General features: G+C 70.5%; 15 protein-coding genes. 8 read left to right on the forward strand and 7 right to left on the reverse strand.

Annotated features, from left to right (window positions below):
* Positions 1–65: 65 nt before the first annotated feature.
* Positions 66–2,240: a glycogen debranching protein GlgX gene (gene glgX / locus CH341_RS17360; protein ID WP_111420274.1), complete on the reverse strand. Its 2,175-nt coding sequence runs from the start codon at positions 2,238–2,240 to the stop codon at positions 66–68.
* A 367-nt stretch (positions 2,241–2,607) separates the two neighbouring features.
* Between glgX and CH341_RS17365 the strand changes: the two genes are divergently transcribed.
* Positions 2,608–4,638 (forward strand): AI-2E family transporter, encoded by a 2,031-nt coding sequence (locus CH341_RS17365; protein WP_111420275.1) that lies wholly within the window; start codon positions 2,608–2,610, stop codon positions 4,636–4,638.
* A gap of 4 nt (positions 4,639–4,642) precedes the next feature.
* Here the strand turns inward: CH341_RS17365 and CH341_RS17370 are convergent, their stop codons facing one another.
* Positions 4,643–6,211, reverse strand: a complete 1,569-nt coding sequence (locus CH341_RS17370; RefSeq protein ID WP_111420262.1) for a TRAP transporter large permease — start codon at positions 6,209–6,211, stop codon at positions 4,643–4,645.
* Between the two features lie 3 nt (positions 6,212–6,214).
* Complete coding sequence (locus tag CH341_RS17375; protein WP_111420263.1) at positions 6,215–6,805, reverse strand: TRAP transporter small permease subunit; 591 nt, start codon at positions 6,803–6,805, stop codon at positions 6,215–6,217.
* Positions 6,806–6,911: 106 nt separating this feature from the next.
* On the opposite strand from CH341_RS17375, the gene CH341_RS17380 reads away from it, so the two are divergent.
* Positions 6,912–7,988, forward strand: a complete 1,077-nt coding sequence (locus tag CH341_RS17380; RefSeq protein WP_111420264.1) for a CobW family GTP-binding protein — start codon at positions 6,912–6,914, stop codon at positions 7,986–7,988.
* A complete protein-coding gene (locus CH341_RS17385) occupies positions 7,985–9,001 on the forward strand; it encodes a WD40 repeat domain-containing protein (protein WP_111420265.1) in 1,017 nt (338 codons plus the stop codon). Before CH341_RS17380 ends, CH341_RS17385 begins: the two co-directional genes overlap by 4 nt.
* Positions 9,002–9,013: 12 nt before the next feature.
* Here the strand turns inward: CH341_RS17385 and CH341_RS17390 are convergent, their stop codons facing one another.
* A complete protein-coding gene (locus CH341_RS17390; protein WP_111420266.1) occupies positions 9,014–9,814 on the reverse strand; it encodes a transporter substrate-binding domain-containing protein in 801 nt (266 codons plus the stop codon).
* A gap of 234 nt (positions 9,815–10,048) precedes the next feature.
* On the opposite strand from CH341_RS17390, the gene denD reads away from it, so the two are divergent.
* The gene (gene denD / locus CH341_RS17395) at positions 10,049–11,032 is read left to right on the forward strand and encodes a D-erythronate dehydrogenase (RefSeq protein ID WP_111420267.1); all 984 of its coding nucleotides are present in this window, start codon (positions 10,049–10,051) and stop codon (positions 11,030–11,032) included.
* A gap of 6 nt (positions 11,033–11,038) precedes the next feature.
* Positions 11,039–11,821 (forward strand): DNA/RNA nuclease SfsA, encoded by a 783-nt coding sequence (gene sfsA, locus CH341_RS17400; RefSeq protein ID WP_111420268.1) that lies wholly within the window; start codon positions 11,039–11,041, stop codon positions 11,819–11,821.
* On the opposite strand, the gene CH341_RS17405 is transcribed toward sfsA, so the two are convergent.
* Entirely contained in the window at positions 11,784–12,008 is a 225-nt protein-coding gene (locus tag CH341_RS17405; protein ID WP_111420269.1) for a putative antibiotic biosynthesis monooxygenase, read from the reverse strand. The genes sfsA and CH341_RS17405 overlap by 38 nt on opposite strands.
* Positions 12,009–12,179: 171 nt before the next feature.
* Here CH341_RS17405 and CH341_RS17410 point away from each other — a divergent pair, with 171 nt between their 5' ends.
* Both CH341_RS17410 and map read left to right on the forward strand, forming a co-directional pair.
* Positions 12,180–12,875 carry a TetR/AcrR family transcriptional regulator gene (locus CH341_RS17410; protein ID WP_111420270.1) on the forward strand — a complete coding sequence of 232 codons (696 nt, stop codon included), beginning with the start codon at positions 12,180–12,182 and terminating at the stop codon, positions 12,873–12,875.
* A gap of 58 nt (positions 12,876–12,933) precedes the next feature.
* Positions 12,934–13,767, forward strand: coding sequence for a type I methionyl aminopeptidase (gene map, locus CH341_RS17415; RefSeq protein WP_111420271.1), 834 nt, complete (start codon positions 12,934–12,936; stop codon positions 13,765–13,767).
* A gap of 24 nt (positions 13,768–13,791) precedes the next feature.
* Here the strand turns inward: map and CH341_RS17420 are convergent, their stop codons facing one another.
* Positions 13,792–14,949, reverse strand: a complete 1,158-nt coding sequence (locus CH341_RS17420) for an MFS transporter (protein WP_111420272.1) — start codon at positions 14,947–14,949, stop codon at positions 13,792–13,794.
* Positions 14,950–14,981: 32 nt separating this feature from the next.
* Complete coding sequence (locus tag CH341_RS17425; RefSeq protein ID WP_170149671.1) at positions 14,982–16,607, reverse strand: bifunctional aminoglycoside phosphotransferase/ATP-binding protein; 1,626 nt, start codon at positions 16,605–16,607, stop codon at positions 14,982–14,984.
* 97 nt (positions 16,608–16,704) lie between these two features.
* Here CH341_RS17425 and CH341_RS17430 point away from each other — a divergent pair, with 97 nt between their 5' ends.
* On the forward strand, positions 16,705–17,100 hold the full coding sequence (locus tag CH341_RS17430; protein ID WP_111420273.1) for a hypothetical protein: 396 nt from the start codon (positions 16,705–16,707) through the stop codon (positions 17,098–17,100).
* Positions 17,101–17,161: the final 61 nt, after the last annotated feature.

The following is a 17,161-nucleotide window of genomic DNA, read 5'->3' on the forward strand; positions in this document are numbered from 1 at the left end:
CCGCGGGTGACGGCGCTCTCGTTTCTGGCCTGTTTCGGATCGCGAACGGCGAACGCCCGCCCTGGTCAGCGCCGGCGCGCCGGCAGCAGCCGGAACAGAAGCATCGAACGGGCCGTGACCTCGTACTCGTCACCGAGCCGGAAGCTCTCGAGGTCGTCGTCGTCGGTCTCGACCGTTTCGAGATTGGTGTCGATCAGCCGCAACCATGAGCGTCCGGCCGTCACCTCCGGCAGCTTGAACTTCACCGGGATGTCGGCGGCGTTGACGATCAGCAGCATGGTGGCATCGCTGCCGCGCCGGCGGATGCCGCTCGCCTGGGCGCGGCCGTCGAAGACGACGCCCATGCATTTGGCGAAGGGATCGCCCCACTGCTCCGAGCCCATCTCGGTTCCGGCCGGCGTCAGCCATGTCGCGTCGCGGACGCCGAGCTCCTCGTTCCACTCGCCGGAGACGAAGCGATTCCGGCGCAGCACCGCATAGGCGCGGCGGATCGCGATGACGCGCGCGGCGAAGTCGTAGAGCGCCTCGCCCTCCGGGCCGAGATTCCAGTCGACCCAGCTGATCTCGTTGTCCTGGCAATAGGCGTTGTTGTTGCCGTGCTGGGTGCGGCCGAACTCGTCGCCGGCCGTGAGCATGGGCGTGCCCTGGCTGAGCAGCAGCGTCGCGAGCAGATTGCGCTTCTGCCGCTCGCGCAGCGCCTTGATGCCGGGGTCGTCGGTCGGCCCCTCGGCGCCGTGGTTCCAGGTGTAGTTGGCGTTGTGGCCGTCGCGATTGTCCTCGCCGTTCGCCTCGTTGTGCTTGTCGTTGTAGCTGACCACGTCGTTGAGCGTGAAGCCGTCGTGCGCCGTGATGAAGTTGACGCTCGCCCACGGCTTGCGGCCGCGTCGATTGAACAGGTCGCCGGACCCGGTGAGCCGCGTCGCGAACTCGGCGAGCTGGCTCTCGTCGCCCTTCCAGAACTTGCGCATCGTGTCGCGATAGCGGTCGTTCCACTCCGCCCAGCCGGGCGGGAAGCGGCCGACCTGATAGCCGCCCGGGCCGCAGTCCCACGGCTCGGTGATCAGCTTCACCGAGGAGAGCACCGGGTCCTGCCGGCACGAGTCCAGGAAGCCGCCGCCCTCGTCGAACCCGTAGGGCTCGCGGGCCAGGATGGTGCCGAGGTCGAAGCGGAAGCCGTCGACATGCATCTCCTCGACCCAGTAGCGCAGGCTGTCCGTGACCATCTGGAGCACGCGCTGATGCGACAGGTTCAGCGTGTTGCCGGTGCCGGTGTCGTTGATGTAGTAGCGCGGCTGGTCGGGCAGCAGCCGATAATAGGCGGCGTTGTCGATGCCCTTGAACGACAGGGTCGGGCCGCGCTCGTTGCCCTCGGCCGTGTGATTGTAGACGACGTCGAGGATCACCTCGATGCCGGAATCGTTCAGCCGCGCCACCATCTCCTTGAACTCGGAGAAGGCGAAGTCCGGCACCGCCGCGTAGCGCCGCTCCGGAGCGAAGAAGCTGATCGAGTTGTAGCCCCAGTAGTTCACCAGGTTCTTCTCGAGCAGATAGCTGTCGTCGACGAAGGCGTGGATCGGCAGGAGCTCCACGGCCGTGACGCCGAGCCGGGTGAGGTGCTCGATCACGCTCGGATGGCCGAGCCCGCGGAAGGTGCCGCGCAGCGGCTCCGGCACGTCCGGATGCAGCTTGGTGAAGCCCTTCACGTGCATCTCGTAGACGATCGTGCGATCGAACGGCGTCTTGGGCGAGCGCACGTCGCCCCAGGTGAAGGCCGGGTCGACGACGCGGCATTTGAGCATGTTGGGCGCGCTGTCGCGCTCGTCGAAGGTCGTGTCGTCCTGCGTCTCGAGCTGGTAGCCGAACAGCTCGGGGCCCCATTTGAGCTGGCCGATGACGGCCTTGGCATAAGGATCGAGCACCAGCTTGTTGGGGTTGAAGCGGTGGCCGTGCTGCGGCTCGTAGGGGCCGTGCACCCGGTAGCCGTAGATCGTGCCCGGGCGCGCGTCGGGCAGGAAGCCGTGCCACACCTCGTCGGTGAACTCGGGCAGCTCGATGCGCTCGATCTCCTTCTCGCCGTGGTCGTCGAACAGGCACAGCTCGACCTTCGTGGCATGGGCCGAGAACAGCGCGAAATTGACGCCCAGCCCCGTCCAGGTGGCACCGAGCGGATGCGGCGAGCCCTCGCGGATCCGCAAGGCGCCGCCCGTGACGGAACGCGGCCTCACGGGAGTCGCCGGCATGGTCGGCGGGGTGACGTGCTGGGTCATCTGCTTTCGGTCTCCACGGGACGATCGAGGATTCCCGAGACCGGCCGGCGCGAGAGCCGACGCCCCGCCGGCAGTGCAGCGGCAGCGACGACGTCGACGCTCGATCACGGGGTACGGGACGAGGCGCAGCGGCGGAGTAGCGCGATGCCGCGCGCGCCAGCCACTCTCAACCGGAGTGCCGGGCGAAAGTTCCCAGCCGACGCCAGCGCACCGCAGGGCCGGCGAACCGAGGCAGGCCGGCACCGTTTCGCGCCTTGCGCGTTGTCTTGCGCGGCCGGTCCGGCCGTGCGGCCCGGCCACGGGCCGATCGTGCGCGCCGGGCGCGTTGGAGAACCACGAGATGTCGGACACCGAGCGCGGCGCCGCCGCGCAGATCCAGGCCGCGGACAGTCCCACCTCGTCGGAGCTTCTCACGCTGGCGGTCGGCGTCGTGGTGGTGGCGGCGCTCTACCTCGCCCGCGACGTGCTGGTGCCGATCACGCTGGCCATGCTGCTCACCTTCGTGCTGGCGCCGCTGGTACGGGCGCTGCGCTGGCTGCGGCTCGGCCGGGTGCCGGCCGTGCTGGTGTCGGTGGTGTTCGCGCTCGCCGTGATGTCGTCGATCGGCGCCATGATCGGCAGCCAGATCGCCACCTTCGCCCAGGATTTTCCCCGTTACGAATCGACCATCCGGGAGAAGGTCGAAACGGTCCGGGACCAGACGCTCGGGCGCATCTCGCGGCTCATGGAGCATGTCGAGCAGATGCAGCCGAGCGACGCGCAGCCGTCACAGCCCGGGGCCCCGCAGGCCGCGCCGTCACAGGGCGAGCCGCAAGGCCAAGGCGGCCCGAAGCCCGCGCCGAACGGCGGCCAGAACGGCGAGGGAGCCGGTCCGCCTTCCACCATGTCGCTGGTGCAGCGCTACGTCTCGCCGGTGCTGAGTCCGCTCGCGACGCTCGGCATCGTGCTGGTCTTCGTCACCTTCATCCTTCTGCAGAAGGAGGATCTGCGCGACCGCTTCATCCGACTGTTCGGGTCGCGCGACCTGCACCGAACCACGGTCGCACTCAACGATGCGGGCCGGCGGCTGAGCAAGTTCTTCCTCACCCAGCTCGCCCTCAACACCGCGTTCGGCGTGCTGGTGACGGTGGGACTCTACTTCATCGGGCTGCCGAGCCCGGTGCTGTGGGGCATCCTGGCCGGACTGTGCCGGTTCGTGCCCTATGTCGGCGCCTGGATCGCGGCCGCGCTGCCGCTGATCGTCGCCGCCGCCGTCGATCCCGGTTGGACGATGTTCCTGTACACCGCGGCGCTCTTCGTCATCACCGAGCCGGTGATGGGCCAGGTGGTCGAGCCGGTGGTCTACGGGCACTCCACCGGGCTGTCGCCCGTGTCGGTGCTGATCGCCACCGTGTTCTGGACGTGGCTGTGGGGCCCGATCGGCCTGGTGCTGGCGACGCCGCTGACCCTGTGCCTGGTGGTGCTCGGGCGGCACGTCGAGCGGCTCGAGTTTCTCGATGTGCTGCTCGGCGACAGACCAGCGCTGACGGCGACCGAGACGTTCTACCAGCGAATGCTGGCCGCTGATCCCGACGAGGTGCAGGACCAGGCCGAGACCCTGCTGAAGACCCGCTCGCTGTCCGGCTATTACGACGAGGTGGCGTTGCGCGGGCTAGCGCTGGCGGCGGAGGATTCGCTGCGCGGCGTGCTCGGCCCTTCGCGCATCCGCCGCATCGCCGATTCGGTGCGCGATCTCGTCGAGGAGCTGGACGAGTACGACGATCGCGAGCCGGCGCCGGTGATCGAGGGCGCGAGCCCGGTGGAGCCCCCGCCGGAGAGCGACGACGACGCCCCGCCCGGCCGCATGGCCCCGCCGGTCGAGGCCCGCACCGGCGCTTGGCGCTGCCCCTCACCCGTGCTGTGCATCGCCGGCGCGAGCCCGCTCGACGAGGCCGCGACCGCGATGCTGATGCAGCTCCTCGGCAAGCACGGGCTGGGCGCCCGCGAGCTGACGAGCGACCGGCTGTCGCGCGTGCATGTGGCGGGGCTGAATCGGGACGGAATCGCTTTCGTCTGCATCTCGCTGGTCGAGACCACCGGCAACCTCGCCCGCACCCGCTACCTGATCCGCCGCCTGCGCCGGCAGTTGCCGGGCGTTCCGGTGCTGGTCGGCCTGTGGCCGCCGCAGGCCGACGCTCCGGAAGGCGAGAGCGTGCGCACCACCATGGGTGCCGACCTCTACGTCGATTCGCTCACCGACGCCGTGAACGCCTGCGTCGACGCCGCCAGCGCGGCCGCCCGCCAGGCCGAGCCCGAGCAGGCTGCCGCGGCGGAGCCGTCCACGGTGGCGTCCCCCAGTCCTCCCGTCGTACCGGCAGCCGCCGGCGCGTGAGGCATCATCCCCCGTACAGCACGCCCGGCAGCCAGGTCGCCACGGCGGGAACGAACCACAGGCACAGCAGCGCGAGGAGCTGGATCAGCACGAATGGGATCGCGCCGACATAGATGTCGGCCGTGCTGATCTCTTTTGGCGCGACGCCGCGCAAAAAGAACAGCGTCGGGCCGAGCGGCGGGTGGATGTAGGAGGTCTGCAGGTTCAGGGCGATCATCACGGCGAGCCAGACCGGATCGACGCCGGGAAGCCGGAGCAGCGCCGGCCCGACGATCGGCACCACCACGAAGATGATCTCGAAGGCGTCCATCACGAAGCCGAGCAGGAAGATCGCCAGCATGACGGTGAGCACGGCGCCGGCCGTGCCGCCCGGCAGGTCGGACAGCGCGCGATGCACCAGATCGTCGCCGCCGAGCCCGCGAAAGACCAGGCTGAACAGCGTCGCGCCGATCAGGATCAGGAAGATCATGCTGGTGACCTCGGCGGTGCGCGAGAGCACCGGCACCAGGAAGCCCTGCCGATGCACCCGGAGCACCGGCTGCAGCAGCAGCGCGCCCGCGGCCACCAGCAGGGCGGCCGGCAGCAAGGCGCCGACCTCGCCCGTGACGAGGGCGCGTGGATCGTAGCCGTGCGACGACAGGAGCCGAAGCAGCGCGACCGCCGCGGCGACCAGCGCGAGCCACGCCCCCCAGGCGCGCGGATCGGGCCGCGCGGCGAGCAGCATCGCCCCGAAGGCCCCGACCGCGGCCGCCTCGGTCGGCGTCGCGAGGCCCCCCAGGATCGAGCCCAGCACGGCGACGATCAGCAGGATCGGCGCGACCAGCACGGCGAGAGCGCGCCGCACCAGCGCCAGCCCGTGCGGCGCCGACGGATCGGGCGGGATCGCGGGAGACGACGTCGGGGCGACGACCGCGATCCCGACCAGGAACACGATGTAGAGCACCACCAGGCCGAAGGCCGGCAGGATGGCGCCGGCGAACAGGTCGCTCACCGTCACCGACTGCGGCGCGAAATTGCCCTGGGCGAGCTGGGCCGCCTGATAGGCGTTGCTCATCTGGTCGCCGAGCAGCACCAGCACGGTGGCCGGCGGAAAAATCTGGGCGAGCGTCGCGGTCGCCGCGACGGTGCCGGCGGCGAGCCGCTTGTCGTAGCCGTGCCGCAGCATGGTCGGCAGCACGATCAGCCCCATCGTCACCGTGGTGGCGCCGACGATGCCCTTCGCCGCGGCGAGCAGCACGCCGACGATGACGACCGCGACGGCGAGCCCGCCGTGCAGCCGCCCGAGCAACCGGCCCAGCGCCTCCAGCAGATCCTCGGCGACGCGCGAGCGCTCCAGCATGACGCCCATGAAGACGAACAGCGGGATCGCCAGCAGTACCTCGTTGGTCATCACCCCGAAGATGCGCTGCGGCAGCGCGCCGAGCAGGCTCGGCGTCATCACGCCGAACAGGTCGCCGAGGGCGACGAAGGCGAGCGCGACGCCGGCGAGCGTCAGGGCGACCGGATAGCCGGCCATCAGCAGCGCGACGGTGGAGACCACCATCAGGATCGCGACGAGACTCTGAACGTCCATGGCCTACCCGCGCGCCGTCGTCGGTTCGGCGCCGGCCAGCACCTGGACGGCACGCAGGAGCTGGGCGACGCCCTGCAGCAGCATCAGCCCCGCGAAGGCCGGGATCAGGCTCTTGAGCAGGAACACCAGCGGCAGCCCGCTCGCCTCGCGCGAGCGCTCGAGCAGCACCCAGGAGCGCGTCACATAGGGCAGCGACAGCCACAGCAGCACGACCGCGAAGGGAAACAGGAACAGCACAGTGCCGAGGGCATCGACGAGCGCCCGCCGGCGCGGCGTCGCGCGGGCGTAGAGGATGTCGACCCGGACATGGCCACCGCGCGCCAGCGTCCAGGCCGAGGCCAGCAGGAACAACCCCGCATGGGCGTAGACGGCAGTCTCCTGCAGCCACAGCGAGCCGATTCCCAGCGCGTAGCGGCCCAGCACCACGGCGAGCTGGACCAGGACGACAGCCAGGGCGCCCCAGGCGGCGACCCGGAACACGGCGGCCGTGATCCGGTCGATCCGGTCGGCCAGCGCAGTCAGGCGGGCCGCGGAGGCGGGCCTGCCGGCCGACGGGAGGTTTTCGGGAGACTGGAGGGGGCCGGAACCGGACATGGCGCCTTATACGCCGGACCCGCCGAGGGATTAAGGCCGAAGCTCGCCTCCCGGGGTTTCCCCTCGGCCACCCGGTCCCCTATATAGAGGCCGAACGGAGCCCTCCATGACCGACAAGATCCCCGTCACGGTCCTCACCGGTTATCTCGGTGCGGGCAAGACCACCCTCCTCAACCGCATCCTGTCGGAGCCGCACGGCTTCCGCTTCGCCGTCATCGTCAACGAGTTCGGCGAGATCGGCATCGACAACGACCTCGTCGTCTCGGCCGACGAGGAGGTGTTCGAGATGAACAACGGATGCCTGTGCTGCACGGTGCGGGGCGACCTCATCCGGATCATCGAAGGCTTGATGCGGCGCCGCGGCAAGTTCGACGCGATCGTGGTGGAGACCACCGGGCTCGCCGACCCGGCGCCGGTGGCCCAGACATTCTTCGTCGACGCCGATGTCGGCAAGGCGGCCAAGCTCGACGCGGTGGTCACGGTGGCCGACGCCAAGTGGCTGCGCGACCGCCTGAAGGACGCGCCCGAGGCGAAGAACCAGATCGCCTTCGCCGACGTGATCCTGCTCAACAAGACCGACCTGGTCGGCCCCGACGAGCTTTTGGACGTCGAGGCGCATGTGCGCGCGATCAACCCCTATGCCCGGCTGCACCGCACCGAGCGCTGCAGCATCCCGATCGCCGAGGTCCTCGGGCGAAACGCCTTCGACCTGGACCGCATCCTGGAGATCGAGCCGGCCTTCCTGGAGAAGGACGAGCACCACGATCACGGTCACGGTCATGATCACGATCATCACGACGGTTGCGATTGCGGTCATGATCACGATCACGGCCACCATCACGACGATCATGGCCACGGCCACGGGCTGAAGCACTATCACGACGAGCACATCCAGTCGGTGTCGATCAAGACCGACCGGCCGCTCGATCCCGACAAGTTCTTCCCCTGGATCCAGAAGCTGGTCGCCGAGGAAGGCCCGAAGATCCTGCGCTGCAAGGGCATCCTGTCGTTCAAGGACGACCCCGACCGGTTCGTCTTCCAGGGCGTCCACATGATCCTGGACGGCGACCATCAGCGTCCGTGGCGCGACGACGAGACGCGCGACAGCCGCCTCGTCTTCATCGGCCGCGAGCTGCCCGAGAAGCTCATCCGCGACGGCGTCGAGCGCTGCTTCGCGTCATGAGCGACACCTCGGCCCCGACCAATTCGCTCGTCGAGCGGACCCGCAGCATCGACGCTGGCGGACCCGTGGTCGCGGTCGGCTTCGTCGGCCCGAAGGGACGCGAGACCGCCGCCTTCGCGCTGGGCGAGGAGACCGTGCTGCTGGCCGGCGACGACGGCACCGAGCGCCATGTCCCGGTTCACGGCGGTGGAATCCTCGGCGCGGCCGGCGACGGCAGCCGCCTGATCACCGGCGGCGACGACGGCCGGGTGATGGCCACGGCGCCCGACGGGACCACGACCGAGATCGCCGCTGACGCCAAGCGCCGATGGATCGACAATGTCGCGGTCGGCCGCGACGGCGTCGTCGCCTGGTCGGCCGGCAAGCAGGCCTTCGTCCGCACCGCCAAGGGCGAGACCCGCACCACCGAGGTCGGCTCGACGGTCGGCGGGCTCGCCTTCGCGCCGAAAGGCCTGCGGCTCGCCATCGCCCATTACGGCGGCGCCTCGCTGTGGTTCCCCAACGCCCAGACGGCGCCCGAGACGCTCGAATGGAAAGGCTCGCATGTCGGCGTGACCTTCAGCCCCGACGGCCGCTTCCTCGTCACCTCGATGCAGGAGCCGGCGCTGCACGGCTGGCGCATCGCCGACGGCAAGCACATGCGGATGTCCGGCTACGCCACCAAGGTGAAGTCGGTATCGTGGACGGCGGACGGACGCGAGCTCGCGACCGCGGGCGCCGACACGCTGGTGCTGTGGCCGTTCCATGGCAAGGACGGACCGATGGGCCAGCAGCCGCGCCTGCTCGCCCCGACCGCGAACCTGATCGTCGCGGTGGCATGCCATCCGGCCCAGGCCGTCACGGCGGTCGGCTTCGACAACGGCCTCGTCCTGCTGGTCCGGCTCGAGGATTCCGCCGAGATCGTGGTCCGGCATCCCGGCGGCGGCGCCGTCTCGGCGCTCGCCTGGAACGCTGCCGGCACCCGCCTCGGCTTCGGCACCGAAGGCGGATCGGCGGGGCTGCTCGCGCTGTAGAGTGCTGTGCCGCTACGGCCAGGTGCCGGCCGGGGCCACGACGGCCGTGGTCAGTCCGAGCCGATCGAAGGCCTCGCGCACGAGGCCGGACGCTTTTGCCTCCTCGACGACGGCCGCGGCGAAGGCGCGCGCCCGCGGTCGCCCCTGGGGGACGGCCACGGCCGTCGAGGTGGTCAGGAAGGCGCCGTCGAGAATGCGCGATCCTTCGATCTCGCCCGCGATGCCGCCGAGCGATTCACGTCCCATGGCGATCGCGTCGGCATTGCCGCCGTGCATCATGGCGACGAGATCCTCCGGCGATTCGACGGCCAGATGGGTGGCGCGGGGGGACGCCCGCATGGACGCACGCAGCGTGGCGGTGTCGCGCACCCCGGTGATCCGCGTTCCGGGCGCGTCCGCATCCGCCAGCACGCGGATGCGCGAGCCTGCCGGAACCAGATAGGTGCTCCGCAGGACATGATAGGCGCTGCCGAAGTCGACCAGCGCGCGGCGCTCGTCGTCCACCGGCAGGAAGCTCACGTCCCACACGCCGCCGGCGGCCGACGCCTGGATCTCGCCGGTGCTGCGCAAGGGGACGAACCAGAGCGGCACGCCTGCCCTCTCGGCCAGCATCTGGGCGAGCGTCACGGTCACGCCCCGCAGCGAATCGCCCGCCCTGTCGCGAACCGCATAGATGGCGGACGGTGTCGGCCCGACCACGACGGCAACGCGCAGGCGGCCGGTCGGCGCCAGCTCGGCCAGCACACGCGGATCGGCCGCAGCGTCGTCGGCCGGCGAGGCGCCGCTTGCCAGAGTCCGGTCCAGGATCGACATGCGGGTCTCCGTCGGGCGCTTCCGACCCGCGAATCATTTCAGAACCGACGCTGGACCGCCATCGCACGTATCGAGTTACCCCCGCCTGTTTCCACAAGGTTGTGCTGGAATTCACGCGTTTAGTCATTTCCGTCTAGGACGCCAGGGGGGTGCCCGATCGGCCGGTGCGGTGCGTGCACGCGAGCCGCGGGCTGCTAGGATCGCGGCGGCGCGACAGAACAGCCGGGGAGACGCATGCACGTGATGGTGACGGGAGCGGCCGGCATGATCGGCCGCAAGCTCGCCGAGCGGCTCGGGCAAGAGGGGGCGCTGGCCGGCGCCGCCATCACGGTCCTGACGCTCTCCGACATCGTCGCGCCGCCGGTTCCGGCCGGCTTCGCCGGCGCGGTGAGCCGCGTCACCGCCGATCTGGCTGCGGCCGGCGTCGCGGAGCGGCTGATCTCGGCCCGGCCCGAGGTGGTGTTCCACGGCGCCGGCGTCGTCTCGGCCGAGGCCGAGATGGACCTCGAGAAGGGCTACCACGCCAATCTCGACGGCACGCGGATGCTGCTCGAGGCGGTGCGCGAGGTGGGCGGTGGCTATCGGCCCAAGGTCGTCTTCACGTCGTCCTGCGCGGTGTTCGGCGCACCGTTTCCGGACGTGATCCCGGACGACTTCCACCTCACGCCGCTGACCTCCTACGGCACCCAGAAGGCGATGTGCGAGCTGATGCTGGCCGACTACAGCCGCCGCGGCTTCCTGGACGGCGTCGGCCTGCGGCTGCCGGCCGTGTGCGTCCGCCCGGGGCCGCCCAACAAGGCGGCCTCGGGCTTCTTCTCGGCCATCATCCGCGAGCCGCTGGCCGGGCGCGACACGGTGCTGCCGGTGTCCGAGGACGTGCTGCACACCCATGCCTCGCCGCGCGCCACCGTGGGCTTCCTGATTCACGCCGCCGGGCTGTCGCGCGACGTCCTGGGGCCTCGCATCAACATCACGATGCCGGGCGTGTGCTGCACGGTCGGCGAGCAGATCGAGGCCCTGCGCCGCGTCGCCGGCGATGCCGCGGTGGCGCGGATCCGGCGCGCGCCCGATCCGCTGGTGGAGCGCATCGTCGCCGGCTGGCCGCATCGCTTCGACGCGGCGCGCGCCCGCGCCCTCGGCTTCGTCGCTGAATCCTCGTTCGACGAGATCGTCCGCATCCATGTCGAGGACGACCTCGGCGGCCGCCTCCCGGCCTGAGCCTTCATGCTGTTCCCCGCCCCGTTGATCCCAGCGACGCTGCTGCGCCGCTACAAGCGCTTCCTCGCCGACGTCGTGATGCCGGACGGCACCGTGATCACGGTTCACGTCGCCAATCCGGGCAGCATGCTGGGCCTCGCCGTGCCGGGATCGCGCGTGTGGCTGTCGCGCTCCGACAAGCCGGGCCGCAAGCTCGCGCACTCGTGGGAGCTGGTGGAGGTCGACGTCGGGGCCGGGCCGGAGCTCGTCGGCGTCAACACGGCGCATCCCAACGGCCTGGTCGCGGCGGCCATTGCGGCGGGTGCCATCCCGCCGCTCGCCGGTTACGCCGGCCTGCGCCGCGAGGTGAGATACGGGGCCGCGTCGCGCTGCGACCTGCTGCTCGACGATCCGTCGGGCCCGCCCTGCTGGGTCGAGATCAAGAGCGTCACCCTGATGCGGCGGCCGGGCCTCGCCGAGTTTCCCGACGCCGTGACGGCCCGCGGCGCCCGCCATCTCGACGAGCTGGCGGCCCGGGTGGCGGAGGGCGAGCGGGCCGTGATGCTGTTCCTGATCCAGATCGGCTCGGCCGAGACCTTCGACATCGCCCGCGACATCGATCCGGCCTACGGGACCGGCCTCGACCGGGCCCGGGCGGCCGGCGTCGAGGTTCTGGCGCATCGCTGCCGGGTCGCGGTGGACGGCATCGAGGTCGCGGACGCCGTGCCGGTCGCGCCGGCGCGCCCCCTCGCGGCCGTCCCGGACGCCAGGCTCACGGCCGGGTCCCTACGCGGCGGGCGATCGGGATGACGAGGTGGATCATGGCGATCACCATGGGCGGCACGACCACGGCCGTGAGCGCCGGAAACGGCCACCCCGCCGTGAGCGGCGACACCAGGGCGAGCAGCGTGTTGATGACCACATAGGCGCCCACCATCGCGATGGCGACGAAGCGAAGGTGGGCCAGCGGAAGGTTGATCGAGGAACGGGACGGCATGGTCGGCTCCAAATCGTTACGAAACGAACCGTTTCGTTTGTTGGCGCTTGATCTATACGGACCGTTTCGTTACGTCAAGAGGCGAGGTCGGAATTTTCGGGGGGTTGGTCGGCCGACCATCGCACCGGGGCAACCAGGATCGCCTTCCCCTGCCCCAGAAGGGATGCCGAGATGAGCGAGCCCGTACCGCCGGGCGGCACGCCCAAAAGCGCCACGCCCAAGAGCGCCACGCCGAAGAGCGCCACGCCTCCGAGCGAGACGCAGTCCCGCCGCGCCTCGATCGGCGCCCGCCGCAGTCCGGCCGCCGAGGCGGCCATCCTGGACGCGGCGCGCAGCCTCTTGGCCGAGAAAGGCTATGCCGGCTTCTCGATCGACGAGGTGGCGCGGCGCGCCGGCGCCGGCAAGCCGACCATCTATCGCTGGTGGCCGTCCAAGGCGGACCTGTTCATCGCCGTGTACTCGGCCGACAAGGCGGCCGCCATCGTGGTGCCGGACACCGGCGCGCTCGCCACCGATCTGGCCGCCTACACGACCGAGCTGTGGCGGTTCTGGCGCGAGACGCCGTCCGGCGTGGCGTTCCGGGCCCTGCTGGCCGAGGCGCAGGCGAGCGAGCAGGCGATGGCTGCCCTGCGCGACAAGTTCCTGCCCTTGCGGCTCGCCGACCTCGCCTGCGTGTTCACCCGGGCGGCGGACCGCGGCGAGATCGCGCCCGCCGACGCCGACGACCTGCTGCAGCTCTATATCGGGTTCCACTGGGTGCATCTCCTCACCGGACGGATCGGCGAGGATGCGGCGTCGATCGAGCGCATGGCGCGGCTGATCGTGCGGGCCGGGCGGCCCGACACGGCGGCCCCGCCGACGCGATGATTGATTCGAGGCGCCAAAGGCCTACATTCGGGACAGCATCGACGAGGCCCGACCTTTCATGACGTATATCGATGCGGCGGCCGCGCCGCTGCGCAAGAACGGACAGATCAAGCTGCATGGGCCGGAGGCGTTCGCCGGCATGCGCAAGGCGGGCCAGCTCGTCGCGCGCTGTCTCGACATGCTGGTCCCCGAGGTGAAGCCCGGGGTACCGACCGACCGGATCAACCAGCTCGTGTTCGAGTTCGGGATGGATCACGGGGCCTATCCGGCGACCCTGATGTATCGCGGCTACACCAAGTCGACCTGCACGTCGATCAACCACGTCGTCTGCCACGGCATCCCCAACGACAAGCCGCTGCGCGAGGGCGACATCGTCAATATCGACGTGACGCTGATCCTCGACGGCTGGCACGGCGATTCGAGCCGCATGTACGGGGTCGGCGAGATCCCGCGCCGGGCCGAGCGGCTGATCGACGTGACCTTCGAGTCGATGAATCGCGGCATCGCCGTGATCAAGCCGGGCGCCACCACGGGCGACATCGGCGCCGCCATCGAGGCCTTCGTCGAGCCGCAGAACATGAGCGTGGTGCGCGACTTCTGCGGCCACGGCCTGGGCCGCCTGTTCCACGACGAGCCGAACATCGTGCATGTCGGCCGGCGCGGCGAAGGCATCGTGCTGCGCCCCGGCATGCTGTTCACGGTGGAGCCGATGATCAATCTCGGCCGCCCGCACGTGAAGGTGCTGTCCGACGGCTGGACCGCGGTGACGCGCGACCGCTCGCTGTCGGCCCAGTTCGAGCACACGGTGGGCGTCACCGAGACCGGCGTCGAGGTGTTCACCTATTCGCCGATGGGCCTCGACAAGCCGCCCCTGATCAGCAGCCGCGCGTAACGCGGCAGGAGTCGCCGCGCTGCGTCACGCCTTGGCGTTGCGCCAGAACACCGCGACGATCGTCGCCATCGCCGTGATGGTGCCGAGCACCATCGCGACGGTGGCGGGCCAGCCGCCGATCACCCAGGCGAGGCCGGGCAGCGACGCGCCGGCGCTGCCGCCGACATAGAACACCGTCATGTACAGCCCGACCGCCGAGGAGCGTCCCTCCTTGGCCGTCGCCGTGACGGCGGCGGTCGAGACGCCCTGACACATCATCCCACAGGTCGCGCAGATCGTCAGGCCCAGCAGGATGCTCCACACCGCGGGCGTCAGCAGCAGCGCCGCGCCGACGCCCCACATGATCAGCACGCCGAGCACGAAGCGGCGGCGCCCGAACGCCGCGACGGCACGCCCGATCGACGGCACCGTGGCCGAGCCGACCAGATAGGTGAGGAAGATCAGTCCGAGCATCGACGGGGTGAAGAAATACGGCGCCCCGGCGAGATGGAAGTTCACATAGGTGAACACCGCCATGAAGTTGAACAGCACGCCGAAGCCGACCGCGTAGAGCGGGATCAGCCGCCGGTCGACCAGATGGCGCAGCATCTGGCGCAGCGAGGCGACCAGCCCTTCGGAGCGCACGAAGTGCCGCTCCTTGTCGAGCGTCAGGCCGAAGCCGATCGCGCACAGCACCGTGATCAGCGCGAGCGAGCCGATCGCCAGGCGCCACCCGACCAGATCGGTGAGCAGCCCCGGGACGAGCCGCCCCGAGAAGCCGCCGAGACTCGATCCCATCATGTAGATGCCGGCGACGCCCGGAACCTCGGCGGGCGGAAACTCGTCCCCCACATAGGCCAGCGCGGTGGCGAAGACGGGCGGCAGCGCCAATCCCTGCAGGAACCGCCAGATCACGATCTGATGCACGCTGCCGGCGAGCGCCACCATCACGGTGGGGACCGCCACCAGCAGCATCGCGATCACGATGACGCGCTTGCGCCCGAGCATGTCGGTGACGACACCCGTGAACGGCGCCGTGAGCGCGATCGAGATCGTGCCGGCCGTCATCACGGCGCTGATCTCGGCCGCCGTGACGCCGAAGTCGTGCGCGAGCGCCGGCAGCAGGGCCTGGGGCGCGTAGAGGTTGAGGAAGGCGCAGTATCCCGCGAGGGCGATGCCGACGCGGCGGGTATCGATGATCATTCCAACGTTCGTCTGGTGCTGTCGGGGGAGAACTATAGCAGAGCCGGCGGACCGCTGTGTGTCGGCAATCCGGATGAGACCAGCGCAGCACGCAGGCGAGCCATCGTCTCGGCCGGCGTGCCGGAGGCATCGATCGGGCTCCAGTCGAGCGGACCGAGATCGTATCCTTCCTGATGTTGCGCGACCGCCGCATCGGCATCCGACGCGTCCCCGGTCCGACCGCCCACGCGCGCCATACGGGTGGCGAGATCGGCGGCGAGGAACACGCCCGCGAACGGAACGCCGGCGCTTCGCGCCGCATCGGCGATCGCGGCACGTTCCCGCGGACGCGCGAACACCGCGTCGGCGACGACGCTGTGGCCGGCCGCGAGCGCGCGGGCGGCGTGCGCCACGAGCTCGGCATAGACGCGGGCGGTCGCCTCCTCGGTATAGGCCGAAGCGGGCAGCCGGGCGTGCTCGTCGACACCGGCGAGGGTCTTGCGCAGCACGTCGGAGCGCAGCACCACGGCACCGGGTGCCGGCCGCAGATCGGGCGCCAGCGCCCGGGCGGCCGCCGATTTTCCCGTGCCGGACAGCCCGCCGATCGCGACCAGCACGGGCGACGGCGGCACGATCAGCGCGCAGGCGAGCCGAAAGTATTTTTGCGCCGCCGCGTCGCGCACCGCCTCGTCGCCGGCCCGCACCGGCTTGGCCGCCGTCACCTTGGCCCGGATGGCGGCGCGCAGCGACAGGAACAGCGGCAGCGCGGCGAGCCCGTCGAGATCCTCGGGCCGGCCCGTCTCGGCGAGCCAGCGGTCGAGCACGACATTCGCCGCGGCGCGCAGGTCGCGCTCCCAAAAATCCATCAGCAGGAAGGCGAGGTCGTACAGGACGTCGCCGGACGCCACCGTCTCGTCGAACTCGAGCGCGTCGAACGGCACCGGCCGCCCTTCGATCAGCGCGATGTTGCCGAGATGCAGGTCGCCATGCCCGCGCCGCACCAGCCCGGCTCGTCCGCGCGCCACCAGCAGCGGGCGTCGCCGGGAGAGCGTCTCCCGGGCCTGGGCCGTCAGCAGCGCTGCCTGCTCCGGTTCGAACAGATCGGGGCGCGCGGCGAACGCGTCGGCGTCCTGCGCGATATAATCGCCGAGCGCGGCGATCCAGGGAGCGGCGTCGACGACCGGCGCGCGGGCATGCGCCTGCGCCACGACCCGCCCGAGCGCATCGGCCAGCCGAGCCTCGATCGCGCCGGCGTCGGCGAGCCGGTCGAGCGTGCGTGTCTCGTCGAAGCGCCGCATTCTGACGGCCCATTCGACCGGCGTCCCCGCCCCGCCCAGCGTCAGCGTTTGGTCCGGACCACGCGTGATCGCGACGACACCCTCGTAGAGCTGCGGCGCGAAGGGCTGGTTGCAGCGGATCTCCGCCTCGCAGGCGGCCCGTCGCCGGTCCAGGGTGGAAAAGTCGAGGAACGGGAACCTGACGGCGCGTTTTATTTTCAGCGCGTGGTCGCCGGCGAGGAACACCGCGGCCGCATGGGTGTCGATCCGCACCACCGGCGCCCCGCCATGCGTCGCCGGATCGGCCAGGAAGGCCAGCACCTCGGCTTGCGGATCTCGGGCCTGCAGATCTGGGGCCTGCGGATTTGGGGTCTGCGGATCGTCGTCTTTCGGGGCGTCCATACCGATCCAGATCAAAGCCGTGCCTTCGGCGCGGTGCAGACTCATAATACGCGCGAGGCGCGCTGTCGCCGACCGGGAGCACGTCAGGAGGTCCGCCATGACCCAGTTGCCGCACGACTTCAAACGCATCCGGCTGAATCTCGCCCGCTCGAAGGACCATCCGCTCGGATCACCGCAGCACGGCTACGAGTTCGTCGCGCCGCTCGGGCCGGACGGCCACATCGACGTCGAGCGATGGCGCAAGAACCGCGAGCACTGCCGCGTCCGCCGCTTCTGGGGCGACGAGCAGGAGGTCGGTCGCCTTGTGCACAAGCCGGGCGGACCCGAGCACGCCCGCTGGGTGTTCGATTACGACGAGAGCGCCGATGACGACGACGAGGCCGGCTACCGCTTCGGCGCCCACGCCTTCGTCCCCGGCGAGTACGTCTCGATCCGCGACGAGGAGGGCGAGATGCACACCTTCCAGGTCGTCACGGTCGAGCCGGCGACGTAGCGGCCGCTTTCGGGCGCGGATGAGCCTCCGTGTTCCGGGGCGGAGCGCCTCGCGCAGCGAG

Source organism: Rhodoplanes roseus (assembly GCF_003258865.1).
Taxonomy (GTDB): domain Bacteria; phylum Pseudomonadota; class Alphaproteobacteria; order Rhizobiales; family Xanthobacteraceae; genus Rhodoplanes; species Rhodoplanes roseus.